Below are 20,376 nucleotides of genomic sequence, written 5' to 3'. Positions count from 1 at the left end.
GGATACCAGGCTCCCGAGATACATGGACGTGAATTGTTTGTGGTGGTTCCGCTGAACTTATGCACCAATTGCCTTGACTCGTCCACTAACAAGGTGGGACGGCGTGAGGCGAAGACAAATCTGTCAACTGTTCCAATTTATCTCGAATTGTTTCAGGAATATCCTCACGCGGGGATCGACTTGGATCGGACTGATTCGACAACGCGCGCATGAACATCGAATGCAACAGAGTCGCCGAGTTGAGTTTTGAAGTCGTTGGTCGTTCGCGGCGACCACATGATGGTAGCGTACTTTGATAAAGACACATTGAATGCGTTTTCTTTTGTTCATTATCGCCAGCTCAGTTTCTATTGTGTCGTTCAGTGCGCAAGAACGCGAGTCAGCAGACAATCCTTTTTCCCCGGCTGTTGTCGCAGTCGACGACGCAACTGCGGCAGACCAGACCTTTGTGGGTTCAGTTACGTTCGCTTTTGATGGTGGGACCTTGCGATGCACGTTTGGTGTGTCAAACCGGAACGATAGACCTCACGTTGCAATGATCGTCTGTCCTTCCTCTGTTGACGCGATGGCAAAACGAACGGGGGTCTCAATCAAACGTGAGGGCAACAGAACTATTGTTCTTGCGTCGACTGACGATCGCAAATTCGTTCAGTTGACATCGTCATCGGTTGCCGGATGGTCAAAAGCACGCATCGCTGAAATGAGCGATCGAAAGTCATCGATCGCTGAAAACTCGTTTGTGTCCGCTGTGGTCCATGCATTGTCGAATGACTTTGCTGTTTCACTCTGGGGCTCCGATGCGCAGCACGTACTTGCGTCAGGCCACTGGAGTAAACTGTTTGATACGAGAGACACCGTTCCTACTGATGAAACAATTGGAGACCCGTTTGAAGGTGATCCATTCAAATAGCTAAGAATCATGTGGGGCACTGATTGCAAGGGAGGCTGCGAGCTAACTGTTCTGAACTGGTAAACCATTCTCGCGGCTGCGCTCAACCATACCGTTATCCCCACTGACGCTCTCTTCACGAATACGAACGAAAATAGATGTGACGACAAACCCGTACAAAACATCAGGCAATTCCTTCATCGATCATTCGGCCGATCAGGATGCCACGCCTGGCAAGCCTACGTATAACGCGGTGACGGACATAGTCACCGGCATCAACACGCGATCAGGCGATAACCGATTTCAGGCCAAGTTTACAGCGTGCACGTTGGTGCTAGGCACGATCTGCGGTGCAGTGTTCGCTGTCCTGCCGTCGGATAGCTTTCTTCCTTGGTACGGCGGTGCATTGATTGGAGCCTTTTGTGGGCTCGTCATTGGCATCGTCGTCAGTGGAGCAGGATTGGCCGTCTACAGGCTCGTTCTACATCTAAAGCGGAAACACGTTTAACTGTGTGTTTGCGGATAGCGATGCAGAGCATCAGAGTGGGATGATTCAGCAAACATGTCTGACAGCAAATTTTTGCGAATCGTGGCATCGCAAAATGACAGAACACGTTGCTTCTGCTCTTTCAACGCCAGGATAGTGGGCCTCCGTAGTACCTTTGGCACTCAGGATGTGGTGGTTAACAATTCGTTGCGCGTCAATGGCCCAAGAGTTTTTTTGAAGTGATGAATCGTTTGCCGCGCCCCCGTTGTCACTATCTTTCGCCCAAATGCATGTGCTGAGAGTTGCTGCAGCACTTTCGCAAGGGGCGATCAATTGCAAACCATACAGAATGGGATACGACGAAATTTGGTACGAACCGGTCATGCCGACTGCTGAAGAGCAGCGAATGATGGACGCTGCGCGCACGCGAATTGCCGACAAGAACGCGTGTGCAGAGGCATTGAGTAGCGATTCAGAATTCTCGTGGTGTGGATTTACGATCGCGATCGCCGTGCTTGTTGGACTGGCGATGTTTGTTTTTGTGGTATTCTTGATCGTCTTTTAGGCATCGAAATTATCAATCCCACGATCAAAAAACGCTGTCTAGAGAGGAACGGCGAGCCAGCGTATACAAATGAGTCGCGGAGTTGAATTTATTGAATTGATTCCTGACCTTCGGCAACCAATGTCATGAGACCAATGCTTGCAACACTTTGTTGCGCATCATTTGCTCTTCCCTTCGTTTGCGTCGTCGACGCAGATGCAAAAGATGCAAGTCTGGATTCCGATCGCCGTCGACTGCAAGGAACGTGGAAGGTATCCAAGATTGTTAACGATGGCGAAGCCATCTCAATTAACAGTCTCGGGGAATTCACTCTCGACATTGAGGGCGATTCAATTTTCGTCAATGGCTTTTCATTGGGCTATAAATCAAAAAAGAGGCAACTGTTGTGGACGTACGACTTGTTGTCTTCTCCGAAGCACGTTGGAATTGATCTCGTAGCGGTTCCGCCGCAAGGTCGCGAGCGGTTTCGCTGTTTGCTGAAGTTTGATAAAGACGGCGTTGTCATCTGTGGTGAAAACGTGGCTGATGCTGATCGGCCTGCCGACTTTAGTTCAGTTCCAGGTTCAAAACGCGTGCTGATTTTGATGAGACAGCAGAAGTGAATAGGCTGTCGTCGACACCACGGCATTAGCAACAACTGTATCGCATCAAAGATGCCGAACTATGGCTTGTACTCGGGAGAATTGGAGTCGTGGTTACAGGTCTGCTTGCGAGTCTTGCATGTTTCCCGATGCCTTCGCCTGTTGTATTTGCTAAAACTGGCGTTCAGTGATGGTGAGTCTTCGAAATGGCTACCACACGTCCGCTTATTGGCGAGACAAAGCGACCGGGGATTTGCCTAACCTAGTGTTGCGAACCGGCTGGCAAACCATTGCGTGCACGACGAGTCGCCTGGGCGTGGTGATTCAACTTGAGGGTCACACGCGGCGACGACGTGATCACTACCGTTCGCGAGGATAGAAACAGGATGCAACTAACATCGGACTCAGTAGGCGTCGAATACTCCGAGCAAGGGGAAGTTCTCTTTGCCTGCCGTTGGGATGACATTCAACGCGTAAGCGCATGGCGAAATATTGATCCTGAGTATGACCGCTATTACGTATCCGTCGAAATCGTACCTGACCGGAAGCTCGAAATGTTGCCCTGGATGATTTACCTGGTTCCAGAGCTTGGGCCGGATGAAGAATGGCAATTGTGGACCGCAGCGTTGAGCAAGAACATTCCGGGTTTCTCCGTTGATGCAGCAATGAAGGTCTTGGAGCTTTCAGAGGACTCCGATGGCAACAGCATCCCAATTATGGTGCGTGACTTTCAAGACTCGATTGATGATCCTGCGTCGGAGGACGAGCTGTGGTTCGACGAGTACTTTGAAGCGAACGCTGCTGCGTTGGTGAAACCCCAAATAGCCGATCCCAAGAATCGTGTGTTCGCGACTACTTACAATCTTCTTGCCGAAGTGCAAAACGGCGGCTTCGACCAGTACTTTGGGAATTCTACGGGTGACGAACTGAAACTCGTTCGGGAATCACTGCAGCTTATTGAAGCTTTTGATCTGCTGGAGATTTTGGACTCAGCATGCTCGACGTTCCCACGTGGGATGCCAGGCAAATCGCAAGAGACTCGGGTACGCCAATTGGAGCGAATGTCGTCGAAAAAGCGACGGAACTTGGACGAGCTCGGGGATCAGGTGTCGAATTTAGCTGAGGAAACAATTCGACGTTTAAGAGCGTTTATCGAGGCGGCATAAGCATGCCGTGCCACCTGGGACGGAGGTCGGCTTTGATCGCCCGATATGGAGACACCGACATATCGCCTACGAGATCGCTTGTTTCCAAACGATTTAAAAATACTCGCTGCTCCTGAGAAGAAATCTGAGTCTCAGCGAAAAGATTTGTGCCATGACGGGGTGGTCACGCCGGAGACATAATCGTTGCGGTGAGTTGGCCAGCCTTGCAACCACGTGATTCCGCTCGCATTTGCATTTCAAACCTGCTTCAGGTGCCACGGTTATCTCAACTCGAGTTCGCATCAGTCCTGGAGGCGGAGGTACTCGTTGCCTTTGTTCTTTCCGATCGAGTAAACTTCCCACCACTGTTGCGTTTCGAGGTCTCTTTGGCTTCTTTCCGGGCCAACTGGTGAAGCTACGTCGGCTTGGTGAAGGTCCGGCGTGGTGAGTGTTTCGACTGTGATGGCCCACGTTGCTGGATCTTGTTGAGCAACGCACGTGACTCAATTTTCCTTGCTTATCTAGGGACCGAATGTTTGTTTCGCACTCGACATTGGATGTGATTATTCGAGGACTTGTTCTCGCAACGCTTGCGATGATTTGGGTTGTGGCCCTCGTTCGCATCAATGGGCTTCGGTCCTTCTCGAAGATGACGAATTTTGACTTCGTCATGACGGTTGCGATGGGATCTTTGGTCGCGAGTTCAAGTCAGTCGACAAGTTGGGACGCCTTCTTTCAGTCGATCGTTTCGATGGCGGCGCTGTTCATTGTTCAATTTTCAACCGCGCTTGCACGACGCTACTCAAAGCGTTTGAAGTCGATCGTCCAGAATGAGCCAGTTGTACTGATGCGTGACGGTAGAATCGTTGAAGCAGCTCTCGCCCAGACACGAGTATCGAAGGATGATGTGATCGCGAAACTGCGAGAAGCAAACGTAGGCGACTTCGCATCCGTCCATGCGGTCGTTTTGGAAACCACCGGAGACATCTCGGTTTTGCACGGCAATGAATTCTCCGTCGACTTGCTCCATGGGGTGAGATTTATCGATTGACCGAACAAATGTTTGGCTTTTGGCATGCTGCTGGAAAATGACGAGCGCAATGCACAGGTTTCAAAGCTGCCTGGTGTCCGGCGTTCTTCGGCTACTGCGACACACTACACAAACGAATAGACAAAATGGAAATCTCGATTGAAACAACCGTCGATGCGCCTATTGATCAAGTCTGGAAGGCCTGGGTAACACCAAGCGATATCACTCGGTGGAACTTTGCGTCTGACGAATGGTGTTGCCCAACCGCACAAATTGAGTTGGTCGTTGGCGGTCAATTCAGCTACCGCATGGAGGCAAAGGATGGATCGATAGGGTTTAACTTTGAGGGCACATTTACGGTGATCGAACCACAGTCATTAATCAAATATGCGCTCGCTGACGCAAGGATTGTCGAAGTTAAATTTGTCCAAACGGATTCGGGGGTCCGTGTCGTCGAAACATTCGACGCCGAGGATGAACACAGCGCCGAGCAGCAGCGTCAAGGATGGCAGTGTATTTTGGATAACTTCAAGTTGCACACTGAGAACAGAGCTGGTTAGTGATCAGCCCAAATCTGAGACGACAAACTTTGGGCTTTCTAATGTCAGCCCAGTCATGAACCAAGCTCTGCGCAAACCACTGAATTGCGTCGGCGTCTATTTTGCTCATGTCTTACGCGATAGTTACGGCATGAATGCTGAGCACCGCCCGTTTTCAAGGCCGAGGTAGATGAGGTGCCGATGCCTCTGCGAAAGTTAGTTCCAGCTGTTTTGCGGTAGGCAAATCCCTGCTTGGCGTGACGAGCAATCCCAGGATGTGACCGAATGGTCAGATGCCGCCTTGCTCGATGGCCGCGCAAGCAGGCCTTGGAATCGGCTGCTGAGTAAGCCGAGCAGTGGTTTCGATCCAAAGACTATGCTCGCGTTGTTCTGGTTCTATCACCGTTTGAGGGCGAACTGGGTAAGATTCGCGCCGCCAAGCTCGCTCTTATTCGAAAGAAGCGATAGCAACGAATTCTCAAATATGCCGATCCGACTGATGGTTCAATCGAAATAGAAAGCCAAAATTTAAGGGCAACGTCTGTTTTAAAAAACTAGCTGCCATTCGCTACCGTATCGGATAGACTTTGTGTCTATTTTGCTGTTGGTGAGGGTCTCCAACGCGGGTTCCTTGGGCCGACTGGTCTACAGAAGTCGTGAGTGGTTTGGGCGATAATTAGAAGCCACTGCAGCGAGATCGTGACCGCTTTCGTTTTGTTACTTGAGCTTTAAGGTACAAGCATGAATCGATACGTGGCTGTCTTTGCCTTGTTTTGCAGTTTGCTGCTTTCGGTCGGTTCGTCGCAAAACCTAGAGAAAGCGAAAACGGAAAGGGATTTCAGGGCTCAAGAGCGGAGGATCGAAGCTAGCACGCATGAAGCGTACGTCGAAGCCCGTGAGAAGCTTGCGAACGAAGCGCTTCTGGTCGCACGCGAGGACATTGCGTCGCCGGAAGCCGAAGGGATCTTGCACTGGATCGTCAGAGGCGGTGGTGACACGAAGGTCGCGCATTCATCGACGACATTGTTGATCAAGCATCATTCGACGTCACCTGCAAGCATTCGAAAACTCTTGTCGTTCGCCATTAATCCCACTGGTTGTACACCGGAGCTTTTCAAGGGTTTTGGGGAGACGTCAACCGATCCGAAGTACCGTTGGATTGTCTTGGCCAGTTCTGCGATCCACGAGAAATCATTGTTGTTGATTGCCGACGAGCTGGCCTTTGATGAGAGCGCAGCCTTGAAGTATCGGTTGAATCTTGGTGATGATCTGGTGAAGCGTTTGTCCGGCGAGGATCGCAGCGCATTGGAAGATCAAGTCATCGAGGAGTTCCGAGAAATTGGGAAGCAATATGGAGCTCAGAGTATCGGAGGAATGACCCTTAAAGAGCTAGCGGAGGGATCCATCTTCGCTGTGCAGCATCTGAGGCTTGGTAAAGTTGCGGAGCAGCTCTCTGGTAAAGATCTTGATGGCCAAATGATCGATATCGAGCGCTATCGGGATATGGTTGTGCTGGTCGATTTTTGGGCGACTTGGTGCGCACCGTGTGTAGCTGCCGTCCCGGACCTTTCGAAGCTATTCAACGAAATACCGGCCGAAAAGTTTGCGATCATCGGTGTCAGTGCAGACAAGGACCGTGCGGTATTGAAAGACTTTGTCGAGAAGAATTCTGTGGATTGGGATGTCATCGTTGATAGCGACGAAGTGCTGCAGAAGCGGTGGCAAAGCTTGTCGCTTCCGTCGTACTATGTCTTGGATAGTGAAGGCGTGATTCGATTTCTTGGGACGGACCATAAGGGGGCTATAAACGCGGTGCGGTCCATGGTCGGTGCATCTCCAGCAAGCAGTACGGCTATGCCGCCTGTTGACGAAATTGCGAGATCGATGTTTACAGCTTTCGATAAAAACAAAGATGGTCGACTTGAGAAAAACGAGCTTCCTGAGCAAGCACAAGCGAACTTTGAAAAGGGAGACGCGAATCAGGACGCGGCGTTGTCTTTAGAAGAGGTCATCGAGTTATTCCGCATTGAAGGTGTGACAACGCAAGCTGTCGAGATACATCCCGTGCAAGTACAAAAGTGAAGTCGGGATTCATGTCAGAAGTTAACGCAGCGTTTTTGGGATGGACCGAGCCACGCGAAATGCAGCGACTGGGTTCAGGGCCCCACGCGACATCACGCTGATCCTTTCGGTGACTGCACATGTTTCACTGTGCACTGTTACATCCGTTCCGCCTGAGACTGGAAACAATGTTTGACGCTAAAACAGAAACGGTTGGTGATTCGCGTGTGATGAAGTACCGGATCCTCCGTCAAAGTGAGTTGATCACGTTTGGCGACTTTCTGCTATTACTGCGGCGTCATTCTGAGTTTCGGCAGTTCTTTACTAACCTACTCGTTTCCTCACCCTTTTCGGCTTTTCGCTGGGAGACTCCGGCGCTCAACAGCAGCAGTGAAAAGCTGCCCTTTGAATTCGTTTTGCTTAACTCACCGAGGCTTGCGCGAGCAGCAGACTCGTCGGCGTTCGGTGATCGCTTTTCAGGGTCTAAGCAAGTAAATGATGTGCTCAGTTTTCCCAACCTTGGTCGCAATGCACAAATGATTGTCCCATGTCCAACCGGACGAGACGAATGCTACACACACCTCGCATCCTTTCTCCGTGATGGGCCGCCTGAACAGATCGATAGAATGTGGCAAGTGGTAGGCAGCGAGACTAGAAAGGTCGTTGGTGACAAAACGAGGTGGTTAAGCACGGCCGGTGGTGGTGTGGCTTGGTTGCATGTTCGAATTGATACCAAGCCTAAATACTACGGCTTCACTGAATACAAAACGCCGAAAGTCGGTGCTCGGTATGGCAAGGATAAAAACGGGATCGAACTCTGATTGCCCTAGGGCGTTCTAGCTTCTACGATCAACCGCAAAAGTTCAGGTGATTCCACAAGAACAGCGAACCTCGGTCAACCAGTCAAGATGCTTCACGAATTTTCATGCAACCGATTGTTTCTATTGATTGTTTTAGTTTTGGGTGCGTTCAGCACATCAGCCCCACCGCTTGTGGCGGACGAGTTGGTGTATACAACGAAGCTGTTTTCATTCGAGATTCCCGATCAATGGTACTTCGCCATTCCGTCACCTGACGAAAAGAACTTTGCACGCTGCTTTTTGAAATCGAAATTACGACTGTTTGCAAAGGGGCGATTTATCGTTGATGTGGGTGGTGCTGCAGCTGACTTGCCGACCATTCTCGATTCAATGGAAAAGGTTATGGTTCCAAAGGGCTCTCTTGCAAAAGTGACGCGTAAGGATGTTAAGCTCGATGGCGCAGATGCAACTTTGCTCTTGACGGAATCGAAGGACTACCATGTTCCTTGCGCGGTCATTGTTTGTTTGCATGGCGAGCGTCTGTATATGCCGATGCTGTCCCTGGCGGAAACCGAAGATTTGAAGCACAGAGATGTGATGGTGGAATCGCTGCTTGAAACTTGGAAATGGAAATCTGATGTAGTTGGGGAAGATGACCAGTAGGGACCGTTTTGGAGGGTCTAGGTGCTGTCGAATTGGGCACAACGGTTTCCGAATTTTGCAAAACCGCTATGCGTCGGTGTGTGTAAATTGACGTCGGTCGATTGACTTTTCTGAACGGTTTTCTAAACACCGCGGTAGTTTGTATGACTCGCCTTGATTGCTTGGTGGTTCGACCGTTTCTTGCGTTTGCGACTTACATCGTCGTTCTGGTCACAGGCATCTTGATGCCGAATCAAGGGTGGTCGCAATCGCGAGAAGATCCGACTCAGACAACGGGAGATCTAGTCGTTGTTGTCCGTGATCACCAGTCGCAACCGGTGAAAGGAGCAAAGGTCGGATTTTCAGCATGTTTCGGTGACTTGTCCTTCGAATCTCCGTCGTGGTTGTACTTGCCAAACCCCGCCTCGCAAGAACGTTTCCCACGGGAAGTGCAGTCTGATGAACATGGCATCGTCAGGCTGAAGGACGGGAAGAAGATCGCGAGTAACTTCCGAGTTAGTCTTGTCGCCCGTCACCAGGGTCGGCATCTTTGCGGGATTACTAATCTATCACGAGCTGGCAACGAAGATGTCGAGATCACGCTCTATCCCGAATGCAAAATAACTGGCACGCTGGTATGCCAAGAGCTTGCAAATCGCGGACTGGAACTTGATCGGAATTCGGTAAGCGTCTCGTTTGATGGCATGTTGTGCGTCGAGCATCATTCACTGTCATCTGAGTTTGAGTTGTTCTTACCGCCCGGGGAATTCTCACTGTCGGTTTCTGGTTTAAATGGCGGAACGCTGACAACCAAGCGATCGCTTCTAGTGCCTGAGGGTGTCGCGGAGATGAAACTTCACGTGATACAGCTTTCGCTGAAGGGATCGAGGCAGAGGGAAGGGCTGCCGGCTCCTGAAATTTCAAATGTGATCGCTTGGAAGGGGGACGGGCCAAAGTCGCTAAAAGACTTGAAGGGCAATGTTGTCTTACTGGACTTCTGGGGACATTGGTGTCACGCGTGTGTCGCTAAGCTGCCGCAGCTGAGCGAGCTCGATAAACGCTATCGCGAGCGTGGATTGAAAATCATTGGTCTTCATATCGATGTTGGAAATCGAATCACATCGCTTTCCGAATACGAGGCGTATGAAAAAACGCTAGAGATGGGGGTTCTGAAGGGAAGTTCTATTTCGTATCCGATCGCCCTGCTCGCAGAGAATCCCACGCCATTCCGCGGCAATTCTGAAAAGGACGCTTTGTGTAAAGTCGCTGCGGACTATGGCGTGAACAGCTATCCTACGATGATCCTGATTGACAGAGAAGGAAACGTGGCAGGCGAGTTCCGGGACAGCGCTGAAGGAAGGTCCCGACTGGAAAGGCTATTGCTGGTTCCGGAAAGCGAGTGAGTCAGGTGGAAATACGATGCACGAAAAATTGGTTTTGCTTCGCTGTCTGCTTGTTGTGGTTCGTCAGTAGCTTTCACTGCTGACGTGAATCGCGTTCACACCTAAAATTGTGAGATTACGATTGTCGCAGCGTAAGTTCAGTTTGTTTGAGTTGTTCAGCTATGCAGTCACATGGGCTCTGGTCATCGGGGTTAACTGGGCGAACCCTGAGGACCCTCTCGCTGTGATTGCCATACCGGCGTTGCTACTCCCCGGCGCATTGATTGGCGGACCTATTGGTCTACTGCTCAGAGGAAGGAAAGCATTCATTCCGGGAGCGGTGGTGGGACTTTTGGTTTGGGTTTCGTTTCTGATGTATCCAACGCTCGGTGCTGTAAGATAACGACGGACAGATCATCGTCGCGATCGAAAACGGGCCGCTTCCCAACTCAGGGCTGAGCGGTCTATTGCGAGTTCGGTCACCTAAATCAGTCGGAACCGATGTTGCGAATGATGTAGAATTGAGCAAGTGGTGCGTGTGAGCCATGCTTAGCGAGATGGTTCTAAATCAGTTGCCTGATCTGTCGCATTCGTGAATGGTCCGGGGAGATTCGGTAATAGGTTGACAATGCTCGAAGCGCCTGTGGCTGAGTTCCGTCACCACCGAGCGCCTCGAATTTTGATGCGGTGTGCCTTATCTAGCATGCTAAGATGCTCGATCACAAATTGTGGAGATGAACGTGTCAAAGATACAGCGGCTTGCTCAGGCGATCTTGCCTGCTAGTTGGTTCGAGTCCCTCCGTGAATCGTCTGAGCGGTGGATGGTTCAGTGTACAGAATGTGGCATGGAGCGGTCCGTCTGGAGCGTTGGGGGAATTCGTTGGGGGGCGGCATCCTATGGAAAACGGATCGACGCCCGTTGTTCGAATTGCGACAAGATTGTCTCCGCCAAGCTTCGGTATGAGCAGTCGGAGTCGTTTTAGGGGAATGTCGAGCCATTGTGGCTATCGTGCCGCTATGAGGCTTTCGCAGACTTTCTCGTCTTGGATGGATCGGAGCCAAATCACGGCCGATTGAATGCGTTTCGCATTGGCGACAGTGTCGAGAATGCTAACGACTTGTCACAAATTCAACCAAGTCTGCTTGATTTGTACTGGGCATGCGACTTCGTTCTTTCTGAGAACGTGTCAACCAAGTCGACTGCTTTGATTCTCGATTTGCCCCAGTAGATGACACCGGATCATTGGTGAACTGTTTTCGATGACGCTAGAATACTGAACTCAGTAGGTATGCTCAGTCTAGTTTGTTAGGCATGTTCAGCACGAAGCGTGAAGATCGATTGGACGCCAACCTATAGCAGAACATCAACTGGATCATTCACGGTTTCGGAAGAAACCGGGGCATTTGGTTGAAGCATCATGAGAATTGATCGATTTTGACATGATGCGGACAGCAGAGCATCTCACCAGCAAACCACACTGGGAATTCAAGCATGAGACTGTTGATCATTTTGGCGCTAGCCTTCATTGCTAACAATCGTTATATAGCGTCTGCAGAAGATGCTCGGCCGAATAAGTCAGTTGGGACATTCACCGGCGACTTTGAATTCGATATTGGTAGTGGCTTGGCAAAAGTTGGAACCGAAACTGTAACAGTCAAGTCATCATTTGGTGGCCGGGTCTTTGTTGTGACCGATCACGTCAAGGCGAGGGTATTCGGCTTTCCATTCGAAATGGAGCAGGTGATGCTTTGGAAAAAGACAGAAGAAGGGTACGACGTTGATGTGATGCGCACCTCGACGTTCAGTCAAAAAATCGAAAGTCAAAAATGGAAATCGAAAATCGTTGATGAGAATACGTTGGTAACGATGACGCGGGGACCTCAAGGAGAAGAAACTAGAATAACCGAGACTTTTAATGCAGATGGTTCCAGTGTGATGATTGGTGAGGTTCAGAACGAGGGGGAATGGAAGTTGAAGTGGCGGAGCAGCTTAGATCTGATGAAGGACAAGGATTGAATGAGATCGCGTCCGATTGCCACGGAGCTTGCGTCGTTTGGCATCCTGTGCCGGTTCATGACGTTCGTATTCGGGGATGGGATGACTTTTTTGAGAGTGAACGTGATTTGGAGATGAACAGCATGCGATCCCAGCTTGAAGGAGTTGTGCGCGATGCATTGCTGCACTGCTGGGATCCGATTGGCATCGGTAAAGTCCCAGGGGCATCCGATGAATACGACGTTTACCTACCCAAGCTCATTGAGATGCTACTCGATGGCGATGACCAGAAGGCGATTAGCACGCACTTGTCAAAGATCGAAAGTTCGTCGTTGGGGTTACCAAGTCATTTGGCTCGTTGCGAGCAGGCTGCGCGTTCGTTGTTGATCGTCTATCATCGCTGTCTTCTTTGTCCTGCGTTGAATGTCATTGTCGACGCCGAGATTGCGAGAGGAAATTCGATTCTTGATACTAGCTGTGGCGGGCCACGTGGCAACGATGTTGTCGTTCGGTTGGAGAATCCCGTCACGGCGACGACTCCAATTGGCATGGATCGACGAAATGCCGCAGAAACCAGCGAGTGGCATGAAGAGATTTACGATCATCGCTCTGGTAGTTTCATCGCGTGGTAGGTCTTGCTGTTAAGATCTTTCGGTTCTCGTACAATCGATCTCGTTGGTTCGAAATTGCTGGCCTCTTGCCTGGAAGCGGAGTGATTCGAGTTCGCGTCTGGATGGCATAACTGGATCACTGAGATGTGATGAAGGGTTTGTCAATTTGTCCTTGAGTTGGCCTTGGCTGGACCGATGAAGGGATACTTGCGTCTGCCGGTTCACTTGGGGCAGTGATAGAACTGTTCTGGTAAAAGAGAGGACGAATCCATGCGCCCTAGAAATTGAAACGACGAATGTCTGTCGAGGAAACGATTGGTACCCACAGTTGTTTTACAGATTCGAAAATGCGTTGTTGCAGTGGATGAGGTGTTTGCGATTCTTTAGGTTTGAATTCTCTTGAGGTGGTGCCGTGGATGAATTAGCAACAACTGTTTGGATCGATGTGGTGCGTGAAGCCGTTGCGTCGTATCGACGGATGATTGATGCGACGGTGGAGCAGCTCTCTGACGAAGAGTTGTTTTGTCGTCCTGAGACAGGGATCAATTCGGTTGCAGTCATTCTGCGCCATTTAGGAGGCAACCTTCAGAGCCGATGGACGGACTTCTTGACGAGCGATGGTGAAAAGCCTGATCGTGATCGGGAAGCGGAGTTTGTTGATTGGGAAGGCGATCGGGCGTCTTTGCTTGAGCATTTCGATTTGGGTTGGGACGCGTTGGTGAACGCTCTAGATACAATTGACGAACACAATGTTGGAACGACGATCTACATCCGAGGGGAAGCTCATTCGATCCCACAAGCGATTATGCGGTCCGTGGCACATTTGACCTATCATGTCGGGCAGGTTTGTTTGATTGCAAGGATCGTCCATCGAGGCGATTGGCAATGGTTGACGATTGCACCGGGCTCTTCAGCGGAGCACAACGCGCGGACCTGGGGATCCGAGGCGAGTCGCAGCATTTTCTCTGGCCGTGATAAAAGCGAGCGTCCCAGAAATTGACGAGGCTAGCGGGATATCGGTTGATTTAATTGGATCCTGTTCATCTCTGTTTTCACGGCGACGGACCATGAACTGGATTTTTTAAAGGGGAATCATTTTTAAACAAATGATCGCTTGTTGCGCATCTGTTTACAGATGCGAACGATTCATCTTCTCCTGGAGATTTGACCATGGTCAAGCGCCGACCCGCATTAACGATTATTGAGTTGGTCGTTGTTGTTGCAATTCTGGGTATGCTGTTTGCAATCTCGATTCCAGCAATCCAGCGGGTGCGAGAATCGATGAGACGAACGACCTGTACAAATCATTTACGGCAAGTTGGGCTTTCGATTCAGAATTACGAATCGTCAATGCGACAACTGCCTTCGTTGTACAACGCAGCATTCCGAGCGAACCCACCGTCGGCGTTGGATGAGTTTCATTGTTATTCATGGCGAGCAACGCTTCTTTCACGACTCGAACATTCAGGGATGGCAGATAAGATCGATTTTTCAGTCGCAGCGACGGATGATGCGAATCAATCTTGGGTCAACACCGAGCTTGCAGTATTCCTGTGCCCATCGACGTCAACACCGAGTCAAAGAGTCCCTGAGATACTGAGATACAATGGTGGAAAGCCATCGAGCGAAATCGTCGGAACGGCTGCACGATCCGACTACGAAATCGTTGGTGGCGCTGCTGCAAGCCAGCCTGCTGGTGATCGCCCACCTTATTTGTCGAACGTTGCGTTTGGTGCATGGGGGGAACCAACCTATCGTTACGAACGTGATTCGATCGTTCCGGTCTCTTACCGCATTGCCAAATTCCGAGATATCACCGACGGTCTTTCAAATACGATGTTGGTAGCGGAGCGAGCGGGGCGGCCTGACTTCTACAGCAACGGAGAACTTGTCGAAGCCTGGCCGTATTCAGGCAACTTAGGGTCAGACAATCATCAAGCCGCCTGGGCAATCAGCACGCATTTTGCATGGCTTGCGCCGCACAATGGCAAAGTAAACTACGAGAACATGACCGGGATTTACAGTTTTCACAGTGCGGGGGCAAACTGCCTGTTTGCCGATGGGGCAGTACAGCTTGTCAGCAATTCCGTTGACAGCGACCTTTTAAACGCGTGGTCCACCAGGGCGAAGGGCGAGAGTATTTCGCGTGAATGAGAGGCGGTGGTATGCTGCTGAGGAATACGGCGGTATCGCCAGACTATGTCGAGTATTTTGTTGGGATTCATTTCTCATCTAGGGGAACGGTACGATTCGTCTCACGCTTCGCGAACTTCTTTTTTTGATCTTCTTCTTGGCGTTGGGGATCGCGTCGCTTCGGAACGGTGGACTGATTGCATCGATCTCCGTTGTTTGCAATTTCGTCTTCGTTGCGGGGATCGCTGTTGTTGCGTTCGTGGGGGCTGACAAAGCGAAGGCATTTTCGATCGGCTTTTTGGTGCCTGTCGTTTTGTATTCGAGCGCACTTAGTTTCGGTGGGGAGGATGAGTTCTATGCGTATCGCGGTGACTTCCCTTCGACGCAGGCGATTGGCTTTGGCTATCGAAATGCAGTACGAACAGTTTGGATCGACCGCAACACGGGCGATGTGATCCCAGATTTTGATCGTTCAGATCCACGGTATCGTAACCGCTCGGTGAGAGAGGAGAAGCTTCCCGATCCGAAAGGGTATATGATCGCAGGGCAGATGTTTATCGCTGTATTCCTGGGCATCAGTGGCGGAAAGTTGGCGTGCATCGTCTTTGACAGACACAATACGATTCAGATCGAGTCGAATACCGCGTAGATCGAGAAATTTTCGTTAGTTCGATCTCGTTACGCGCTCGCCAATCGTCGCGGTGAAGCAGGCTACGATGAACGCACTTCGGCGATTTTCTGTTGCGAGTGATGCATGTAGTTGGAGCTAAGTTGCAGTCTGTAGGTTCACTGGAATTGCTCGACTCCTGTTTGTTGCTCTCCATTCCTTCCTCAAGCAAATCACAGCTGATCGATGCGATTGACCACGTCAATGCGTGTGTTTGTTGTCGGGGTGTTTTTGCTGTCGCTGTTGTCGTTCGTTCTAAGCTTGTCCATTCCGAGAGTGAAAAACGGTATCCAGTTCGTACCTACTCCAGGGTCAGGAAGACTGTCCGGGTACTCAGGCGTCAGAACCTATGGATGGCCGGTTGCTACAACAACGGAGCAATTTTGGGTCCGATCACCATTCGGGGTTTTACATTCGCCGCTGGAACACGCATTCGGGGACATTCGCATCGAGGTCGGTGAAAGTCATCGTTCAAAAGCAGCGATCGTCATCAATGCGGCATTCTTTGTTGCTGCGTTCGTTTTCTTGTCGATCGCCTCACAAGTTGTGATTAAAGGCAGGCTGTCGCTAAGAGCATTGATGGCCTCAGTCACATGTGTGGCGGTCATGATCGCGGTTTTCACCTATGCGAAGTCATTGCCGGCACCGAAAGCAAATGTTTGGATGAGCACAGCGTTCTAGTGAAAGGTGGTTGTGTCCCGATTTGTACAATGCTCGGCAATCCTGATTGCGACCGTTTGATGCAGGTACAATCTGGAATTTTCACGTGTGACAGCATGCATTCCTTCTCACGAGACTGTGCAGCATGCAGATGAGATCCGAAGATCACCCGACGAAGATTGAGGGTCGGACGTACGTCCATATAAAGTGTGGAAAACCTACGATGGTGACCGGTAGAAATTGGATTGGACTGTGCAACCCATTCTCTCAGACGCTAGGCACGATGTGCTCACACTGCCGGCAGTCGGACTCGCTTAAGAATTTCTGTTGGCATGACAGTGGCGAGAACGTGCAAACATATGTCCGCCGACTTAGAAAGCAGTGCCCGTTGTTCTGGAGGATGTTTTTCTGGTGGATTGGGCCGTTGTTCGGCGCCGTGCTTGTTGCGGGACTGCTGTATTTCATTGGTCCGATGATCAAACTGGAAAACGAGATTGAGCCAGCAGGTTGGGCCGCCATTGGCGCATTCTTCGGACTCTTTTTAATGCCGTTCTCCGTCACACCATGGCTCGCGCCGCGTGCAATCAGAAAGCCGTTCCATAAAGAGCTTTGAGGCGGCGGTGTATCGGTTGACGCGTGAAAGTGACGTTACCCTATATTCCGAATATCAAATGCGAGGTCGTCCCGGATCCGAATTTATCAATATCTACGTCTTCCGCTTTGGAACAGAAGTGCAGCATGTTGTGTAAATTGATCGATTTACCTTTTTCGCCGATGCTTCAGTTTTTTCTTTTCTCACCCGGTGATTTTTCGAAATGGCAGATTTTCAGCAATACAAACTCCGCTTCGTCAGTGCGTTGCCCGATTCGGTTCTGGACCTAATGGCCGAGGTGACTCGTTGTAAATCACAGGGCGAGGAACGAATTGAGCAACTCGCGAGAAAGGACTTCGTCATTTCCATGGCATTGATGCATGGCGAGTTCGACACTGAAGACCTGAAGCGACTCGCTGCGTCAGTTGGATGTTCCTCAGTTGAGGGTTCTGACCATGAAATCGCCGAGCGAATTTACCGTCATTTGATTGATTTGAAGATTCAAGCCGATCTCGGGGACGCTTACACAGAATTCACAAAGCTGATCGAAGCGGTGCGGTCTGTACTCGATCCCGTGATTGTGTTGAGATCCCCCGGTTCCAACTCGCACGAGTCCAAAGTAGTCGGATATTTCAACCCAGATGCTAACTTTGAGACCGACTGGCTCGTCGTCAACATGAGTATTCATCCAAATGCAGTTTTACAAGATCGGGGTGTGATGCAGCTTCGCCTCGATGACTACGAGGTCGGCAGTGTGCAGTGGTTCGACTCACTGCCGGATCGAAGTAAAGACGGTTGGTTTCCCATGTATGCTGCGGTGCACGAAGAATTTCCGATTTTGGAAATGGAAGATGAACTTGATGAGCGATTTGAGATTGAGTTCACCGATGAACGCTTCATTCCGTTTTACGAAACGTTGGCATCATGGTCGAATCTGATGACGCGCCCGGGACTGTTGGGGAAAGCGAAACCTGAGTCTCCGCCTCGATTTTTTGCGCAACTTGGTGGTCGCCATTTTCCTTGGGTAGAGGAACCCGAGCCAGAGCATCAGGGCTGTTCCGTTGTCCTGCGAACATTCGCGAATTCAGAGCCTTGGGTTGAGGTCTTGGTGAGCGAACAAGGGGAGTTTTATGTGACTTCGCATATCACCTAGACACGGTCATCACTCTGTAATTCTGTCTTCGTATTCAGGATTCAGCTTTTTGGGCCTGGACGACTGCCTCCGGGATTGATGCGGTGACGCTGGGTGTCGGCTGTACGGACGGGAGGTGCTCTTCTTGATTTTGCTTCTTGCTGCGATTTGGAAGGAATTGATAACGAAGGGCAACGCTTGGGACAGTTTAGGGTAGGGCAGAGCAATGCTGGGAAATCTGGTTCAATTAAGGGAGCATGATTCCTCGTGGGGCGATGCCGTATGGGGAGACAGATCAGGAACTTTTCTGCAAATGGTATTCAAATGCGTCCTGGTGGTTAGTTCCGTCCCGAGTTGCGACTTCTGTTTTGCCTTGTCGTCTTCAACGTGGTGGCGTCGATTTTGCATTACGTCGCCAACATTTGCTACTTCGCCGAATACCCAGAACCGACATGGCTAAACCCATGCATCGTTGATGCGTTTTGGTTTGTCATGACACCATTTGCTATCGCGGGCTATTGGTACTATGAGCAGCGTTGGCAAACGCTTGGCAGGTATTCGCTTCTCATTTATTCGGGAATGAGTTTGCTTGTGCTAGGTCACTATCTAATTAGTCCGCCTTGGAATGTCTCATTTAAAATCAATGCGATGATCCTGCTGGAAACATTTGCAGCAATTGGTTTGCTAACTTATGTGCTGAGGAAGGATTTTTCGGATCAATCAATATCGTCGTAAAGGCTGACGTGTCTGCTGGAATGTTTGATGTCTCGCGAAACAGGACGAACGGTTGACAGTCAGTCACCGCGAAAATTGCAATTACCTAAAGGGTGTTCGTATGCAGACTGTTTGGACGTTTGACAAATCGGTCGAAGCTGATCTAGCTAAAACACATCTTGAAAGCCAGGGTATTTCGGTGGTCTTAGATGACTACCACGTGGTGTCAGCGAATTGGCTTCGCTCTGGTGCAATGGGTGGCATCAAATTGAAAGTTGAAAGGCAACATGTGGCTACCGCTACCGGGTTGCTGAAGCGGTTGATGCGCGATTTGGCCTCTGCTTGTGATACAGCGGATGCCGACGAGGCGTGTTTGGCCTGCGGGCATGAAATGCTTCCCGACGAAGAGGCATGTTCAAGCTGTGGTTGGACCTTCCACGATTGATTTTCGAATGTGTCAGGCTCGTCCAGTTACCAATGTATTTTGGTCGTGAAGATTTGAATGAAGAGCTACTCCAGTTCGAAAGGGATTTCTATGAACGTTCGTGATTTTGTTTCTAAAGCCTTGTTCGTTTGGTTTGCCATTGTGTCCGTCGTTGCAATCGGTCAAGAGCCAGTTCAAGACGATTGGTTGAATCTGTCCGCGGCGTTCGAAGAGCTTCGCGAAGCTGAGCCTGCTGGTTCGAGTGAAGCTGAGATCGAGCGGTTTCTCAATGGACAAGCGAAAAAAGCAGGATTGCTCGCTGATCGTTTTAAACAATTCACCGGCAAGCAAGACAGCGCTCATGGCGAAGAAGCGTGGGAAACATGGATGGAACTGCTGAACTACGCAGCGAGTTCCAGTGCAGAAAGGATGAAGGAACTCGAGGAAGCTGAAAGCGATCTTTTGGACGATGAGAATCTGAGTCTTCGAAAACGAATCACCATCCGTACCAATCAAATCAATCGGACGTCTGACTTGAAAGAAGCAGAGCGATTGGTTCGTTTGACTCGTGCGAAAGTGGACGAGCAAAGCAAGTTAATTCGAGCCGAATCGCCAGACGCGAAGGTTCGATTCAGTGACGACTATCTGCTGCTGAATATCGCGAAGTACAGTGACACGGAAAACGCGTTGCGATTGGTTGAAGACGTTCTGAAAACGGCTCACTCAGGTTCTTATGTGTATCAAAAGGCGAGTCAGCTGAAATCACAACTTGATCGAGTGGGCAAACCGTTGGACCTGCGGTTCCATGATCCCGAAGGCAAGGAAGTCAATTTAAGTGACTTCCACGGCAAAGTCGTGCTGCTGGAATTTTGGGCGACGTGGTGTCCTCCCTGTGTTGCCGGAATCCCCAAAGTGAAAGAATTACGCAGCCGCTTCTTGGATTCCGGTTTCGAAGTCATTGGAATCAACTGCGACACGGATCTGAAGCTGCTTCAGCAATTCATCAAGGCCAGGGAGATGACTTGGCCACAACACTTCCATGAGTTGGGAGACAAATCTCCTTTGATGAAGTCAATCGGGGAGCCGACGCTGCCAGCTTATTGGCTTATCGATAGGAGCGGCGTGTTGCGAGAGAGTTGCCACCTTGACGGGATTGAAAAAAAGATTGAGCTCCTGATCGCTGAGCCATCCAAGAATCCTGTCAATTAGGGATACTTTTACCACGTTAGACCAACGACATCATCCGCTTGCTGGTTTGGCAGCGAAAGTTGTTACAATGCTTTGACCTCTTGGGATCCCTGTTCAGATCGCTGTATTTGAGATCGT

General features: G+C 50.3%; 21 protein-coding genes. All 21 read left to right on the top strand.

Going from position 1 to position 20,376, the window contains the following annotated elements:
- Positions 1-700: 700 nt before the first annotated feature.
- Entirely contained in the window at positions 701-910 is a 210-nt protein-coding gene (locus tag LOC67_RS24575) for a hypothetical protein (protein WP_230265492.1), read from the top strand.
- Between the two features lie 139 nt (positions 911-1,049).
- Positions 1,050-1,397, top strand: a complete 348-nt coding sequence (locus tag LOC67_RS24570; protein ID WP_230265491.1) for a hypothetical protein — start codon at positions 1,050-1,052, stop codon at positions 1,395-1,397.
- 328 nt (positions 1,398-1,725) lie between these two features.
- Positions 1,726-1,941: a hypothetical protein gene (locus LOC67_RS24565; RefSeq protein ID WP_230265490.1), complete on the top strand. Its 216-nt coding sequence runs from the start codon at positions 1,726-1,728 to the stop codon at positions 1,939-1,941.
- Positions 1,942-2,066: 125 nt separating this feature from the next.
- Positions 2,067-2,543, top strand: coding sequence for a TIGR03067 domain-containing protein (locus tag LOC67_RS24560; RefSeq protein ID WP_230265489.1), 477 nt, complete (start codon positions 2,067-2,069; stop codon positions 2,541-2,543).
- A gap of 365 nt (positions 2,544-2,908) precedes the next feature.
- Complete coding sequence (locus tag LOC67_RS24555) at positions 2,909-3,688, top strand: DUF4375 domain-containing protein (RefSeq protein WP_230265488.1); 780 nt, start codon at positions 2,909-2,911, stop codon at positions 3,686-3,688.
- Between the two features lie 628 nt (positions 3,689-4,316).
- A complete protein-coding gene (locus tag LOC67_RS24550) occupies positions 4,317-4,718 on the top strand; it encodes a DUF421 domain-containing protein (protein ID WP_230265487.1) in 402 nt (133 codons plus the stop codon).
- A 125-nt stretch (positions 4,719-4,843) separates the two neighbouring features.
- On the top strand, positions 4,844-5,257 hold the full coding sequence (locus tag LOC67_RS24545) for an SRPBCC family protein (protein ID WP_230265486.1): 414 nt from the start codon (positions 4,844-4,846) through the stop codon (positions 5,255-5,257).
- A gap of 720 nt (positions 5,258-5,977) precedes the next feature.
- A complete protein-coding gene (locus LOC67_RS24540; RefSeq protein WP_230265485.1) occupies positions 5,978-7,318 on the top strand; it encodes a TlpA disulfide reductase family protein in 1,341 nt (446 codons plus the stop codon).
- 167 nt (positions 7,319-7,485) lie between these two features.
- A complete protein-coding gene (locus LOC67_RS24535; protein ID WP_230265484.1) occupies positions 7,486-8,118 on the top strand; it encodes a DUF6940 family protein in 633 nt (210 codons plus the stop codon).
- Between the two features lie 87 nt (positions 8,119-8,205).
- Positions 8,206-8,760: a hypothetical protein gene (locus LOC67_RS24530; RefSeq protein WP_230265483.1), complete on the top strand. Its 555-nt coding sequence runs from the start codon at positions 8,206-8,208 to the stop codon at positions 8,758-8,760.
- A gap of 143 nt (positions 8,761-8,903) precedes the next feature.
- Entirely contained in the window at positions 8,904-10,142 is a 1,239-nt protein-coding gene (locus tag LOC67_RS24525) for a TlpA family protein disulfide reductase (RefSeq protein WP_230265482.1), read from the top strand.
- A gap of 1,471 nt (positions 10,143-11,613) precedes the next feature.
- Positions 11,614-12,138 (top strand): hypothetical protein, encoded by a 525-nt coding sequence (locus LOC67_RS24520; RefSeq protein WP_230265481.1) that lies wholly within the window; start codon positions 11,614-11,616, stop codon positions 12,136-12,138.
- Positions 12,087-12,749 carry a DUF1871 family protein gene (locus LOC67_RS24515; RefSeq protein ID WP_230265480.1) on the top strand — a complete coding sequence of 221 codons (663 nt, stop codon included), beginning with the start codon at positions 12,087-12,089 and terminating at the stop codon, positions 12,747-12,749. Before LOC67_RS24520 ends, LOC67_RS24515 begins: the two co-directional genes overlap by 52 nt.
- A 391-nt stretch (positions 12,750-13,140) precedes the next feature.
- Positions 13,141-13,728 carry a DUF1572 family protein gene (locus LOC67_RS24510; protein WP_230265479.1) on the top strand — a complete coding sequence of 196 codons (588 nt, stop codon included), beginning with the start codon at positions 13,141-13,143 and terminating at the stop codon, positions 13,726-13,728.
- 170 nt (positions 13,729-13,898) lie between these two features.
- Positions 13,899-14,882 carry a DUF1559 domain-containing protein gene (locus LOC67_RS24505; RefSeq protein WP_315861086.1) on the top strand — a complete coding sequence of 328 codons (984 nt, stop codon included), beginning with the start codon at positions 13,899-13,901 and terminating at the stop codon, positions 14,880-14,882.
- Between the two features lie 124 nt (positions 14,883-15,006).
- Positions 15,007-15,510, top strand: a complete 504-nt coding sequence (locus LOC67_RS24500) for a hypothetical protein (protein ID WP_230265478.1) — start codon at positions 15,007-15,009, stop codon at positions 15,508-15,510.
- 222 nt (positions 15,511-15,732) lie between these two features.
- Positions 15,733-16,209: a hypothetical protein gene (locus LOC67_RS24495; RefSeq protein ID WP_230265477.1), complete on the top strand. Its 477-nt coding sequence runs from the start codon at positions 15,733-15,735 to the stop codon at positions 16,207-16,209.
- Between the two features lie 379 nt (positions 16,210-16,588).
- Entirely contained in the window at positions 16,589-16,801 is a 213-nt protein-coding gene (locus tag LOC67_RS24490; protein ID WP_230265476.1) for a hypothetical protein, read from the top strand.
- Positions 16,802-17,003: 202 nt separating this feature from the next.
- Positions 17,004-17,933: a hypothetical protein gene (locus LOC67_RS24485; protein ID WP_230265475.1), complete on the top strand. Its 930-nt coding sequence runs from the start codon at positions 17,004-17,006 to the stop codon at positions 17,931-17,933.
- A 333-nt stretch (positions 17,934-18,266) separates the two neighbouring features.
- Entirely contained in the window at positions 18,267-18,647 is a 381-nt protein-coding gene (locus LOC67_RS24480; protein WP_230265474.1) for a hypothetical protein, read from the top strand.
- Positions 18,648-19,161: 514 nt separating this feature from the next.
- Positions 19,162-20,259: a TlpA family protein disulfide reductase gene (locus tag LOC67_RS24475; protein ID WP_230265473.1), complete on the top strand. Its 1,098-nt coding sequence runs from the start codon at positions 19,162-19,164 to the stop codon at positions 20,257-20,259.
- Positions 20,260-20,376 lie beyond the last annotated feature (117 nt).

Source organism: Stieleria sp. JC731, from assembly GCF_020966635.1.
Taxonomy (GTDB): Bacteria; Planctomycetota; Planctomycetia; order Pirellulales; family Pirellulaceae; genus Stieleria.
This window is presented reverse-complemented; position numbering and strand designations above follow the sequence as displayed.

Excerpts from the sequence above, each read along its gene's own strand:
- LOC67_RS24575 (WP_230265492.1), top strand. The coding sequence starts at position 701 with ATGAGCGATCGAAAGTCATCGATCGCTGAAAACTCGTTTGTGTCCGCT.
- LOC67_RS24565 (WP_230265490.1), top strand. The coding sequence starts at position 1,726 with ATGGGATACGACGAAATTTGGTACGAACCGGTCATGCCGACTGCTGAA.
- LOC67_RS24560 (WP_230265489.1), top strand. The coding sequence starts at position 2,067 with ATGAGACCAATGCTTGCAACACTTTGTTGCGCATCATTTGCTCTTCCC.
- LOC67_RS24555 (WP_230265488.1), top strand. The coding sequence starts at position 2,909 with ATGCAACTAACATCGGACTCAGTAGGCGTCGAATACTCCGAGCAAGGG.
- LOC67_RS24550 (WP_230265487.1), top strand. The coding sequence starts at position 4,317 with ATGACGAATTTTGACTTCGTCATGACGGTTGCGATGGGATCTTTGGTC.
- LOC67_RS24545 (WP_230265486.1), top strand. The coding sequence starts at position 4,844 with ATGGAAATCTCGATTGAAACAACCGTCGATGCGCCTATTGATCAAGTC.
- LOC67_RS24540 (WP_230265485.1), top strand. The coding sequence starts at position 5,978 with ATGAATCGATACGTGGCTGTCTTTGCCTTGTTTTGCAGTTTGCTGCTT.
- LOC67_RS24535 (WP_230265484.1), top strand. The coding sequence starts at position 7,486 with ATGTTTGACGCTAAAACAGAAACGGTTGGTGATTCGCGTGTGATGAAG.
- LOC67_RS24530 (WP_230265483.1), top strand. The coding sequence starts at position 8,206 with ATGCTTCACGAATTTTCATGCAACCGATTGTTTCTATTGATTGTTTTA.
- LOC67_RS24525 (WP_230265482.1), top strand. The coding sequence starts at position 8,904 with ATGACTCGCCTTGATTGCTTGGTGGTTCGACCGTTTCTTGCGTTTGCG.
- LOC67_RS24520 (WP_230265481.1), top strand. The coding sequence starts at position 11,614 with ATGAGACTGTTGATCATTTTGGCGCTAGCCTTCATTGCTAACAATCGT.
- LOC67_RS24515 (WP_230265480.1), top strand. The coding sequence starts at position 12,087 with ATGGAAGTTGAAGTGGCGGAGCAGCTTAGATCTGATGAAGGACAAGGA.
- LOC67_RS24505 (WP_315861086.1), top strand. The coding sequence starts at position 13,899 with ATGGTCAAGCGCCGACCCGCATTAACGATTATTGAGTTGGTCGTTGTT.
- LOC67_RS24495 (WP_230265477.1), top strand. The coding sequence starts at position 15,733 with ATGCGTGTGTTTGTTGTCGGGGTGTTTTTGCTGTCGCTGTTGTCGTTC.
- LOC67_RS24490 (WP_230265476.1), top strand. The coding sequence starts at position 16,589 with ATGTTTTTCTGGTGGATTGGGCCGTTGTTCGGCGCCGTGCTTGTTGCG.
- LOC67_RS24485 (WP_230265475.1), top strand. The coding sequence starts at position 17,004 with ATGGCAGATTTTCAGCAATACAAACTCCGCTTCGTCAGTGCGTTGCCC.
- LOC67_RS24475 (WP_230265473.1), top strand. The coding sequence starts at position 19,162 with ATGAACGTTCGTGATTTTGTTTCTAAAGCCTTGTTCGTTTGGTTTGCC.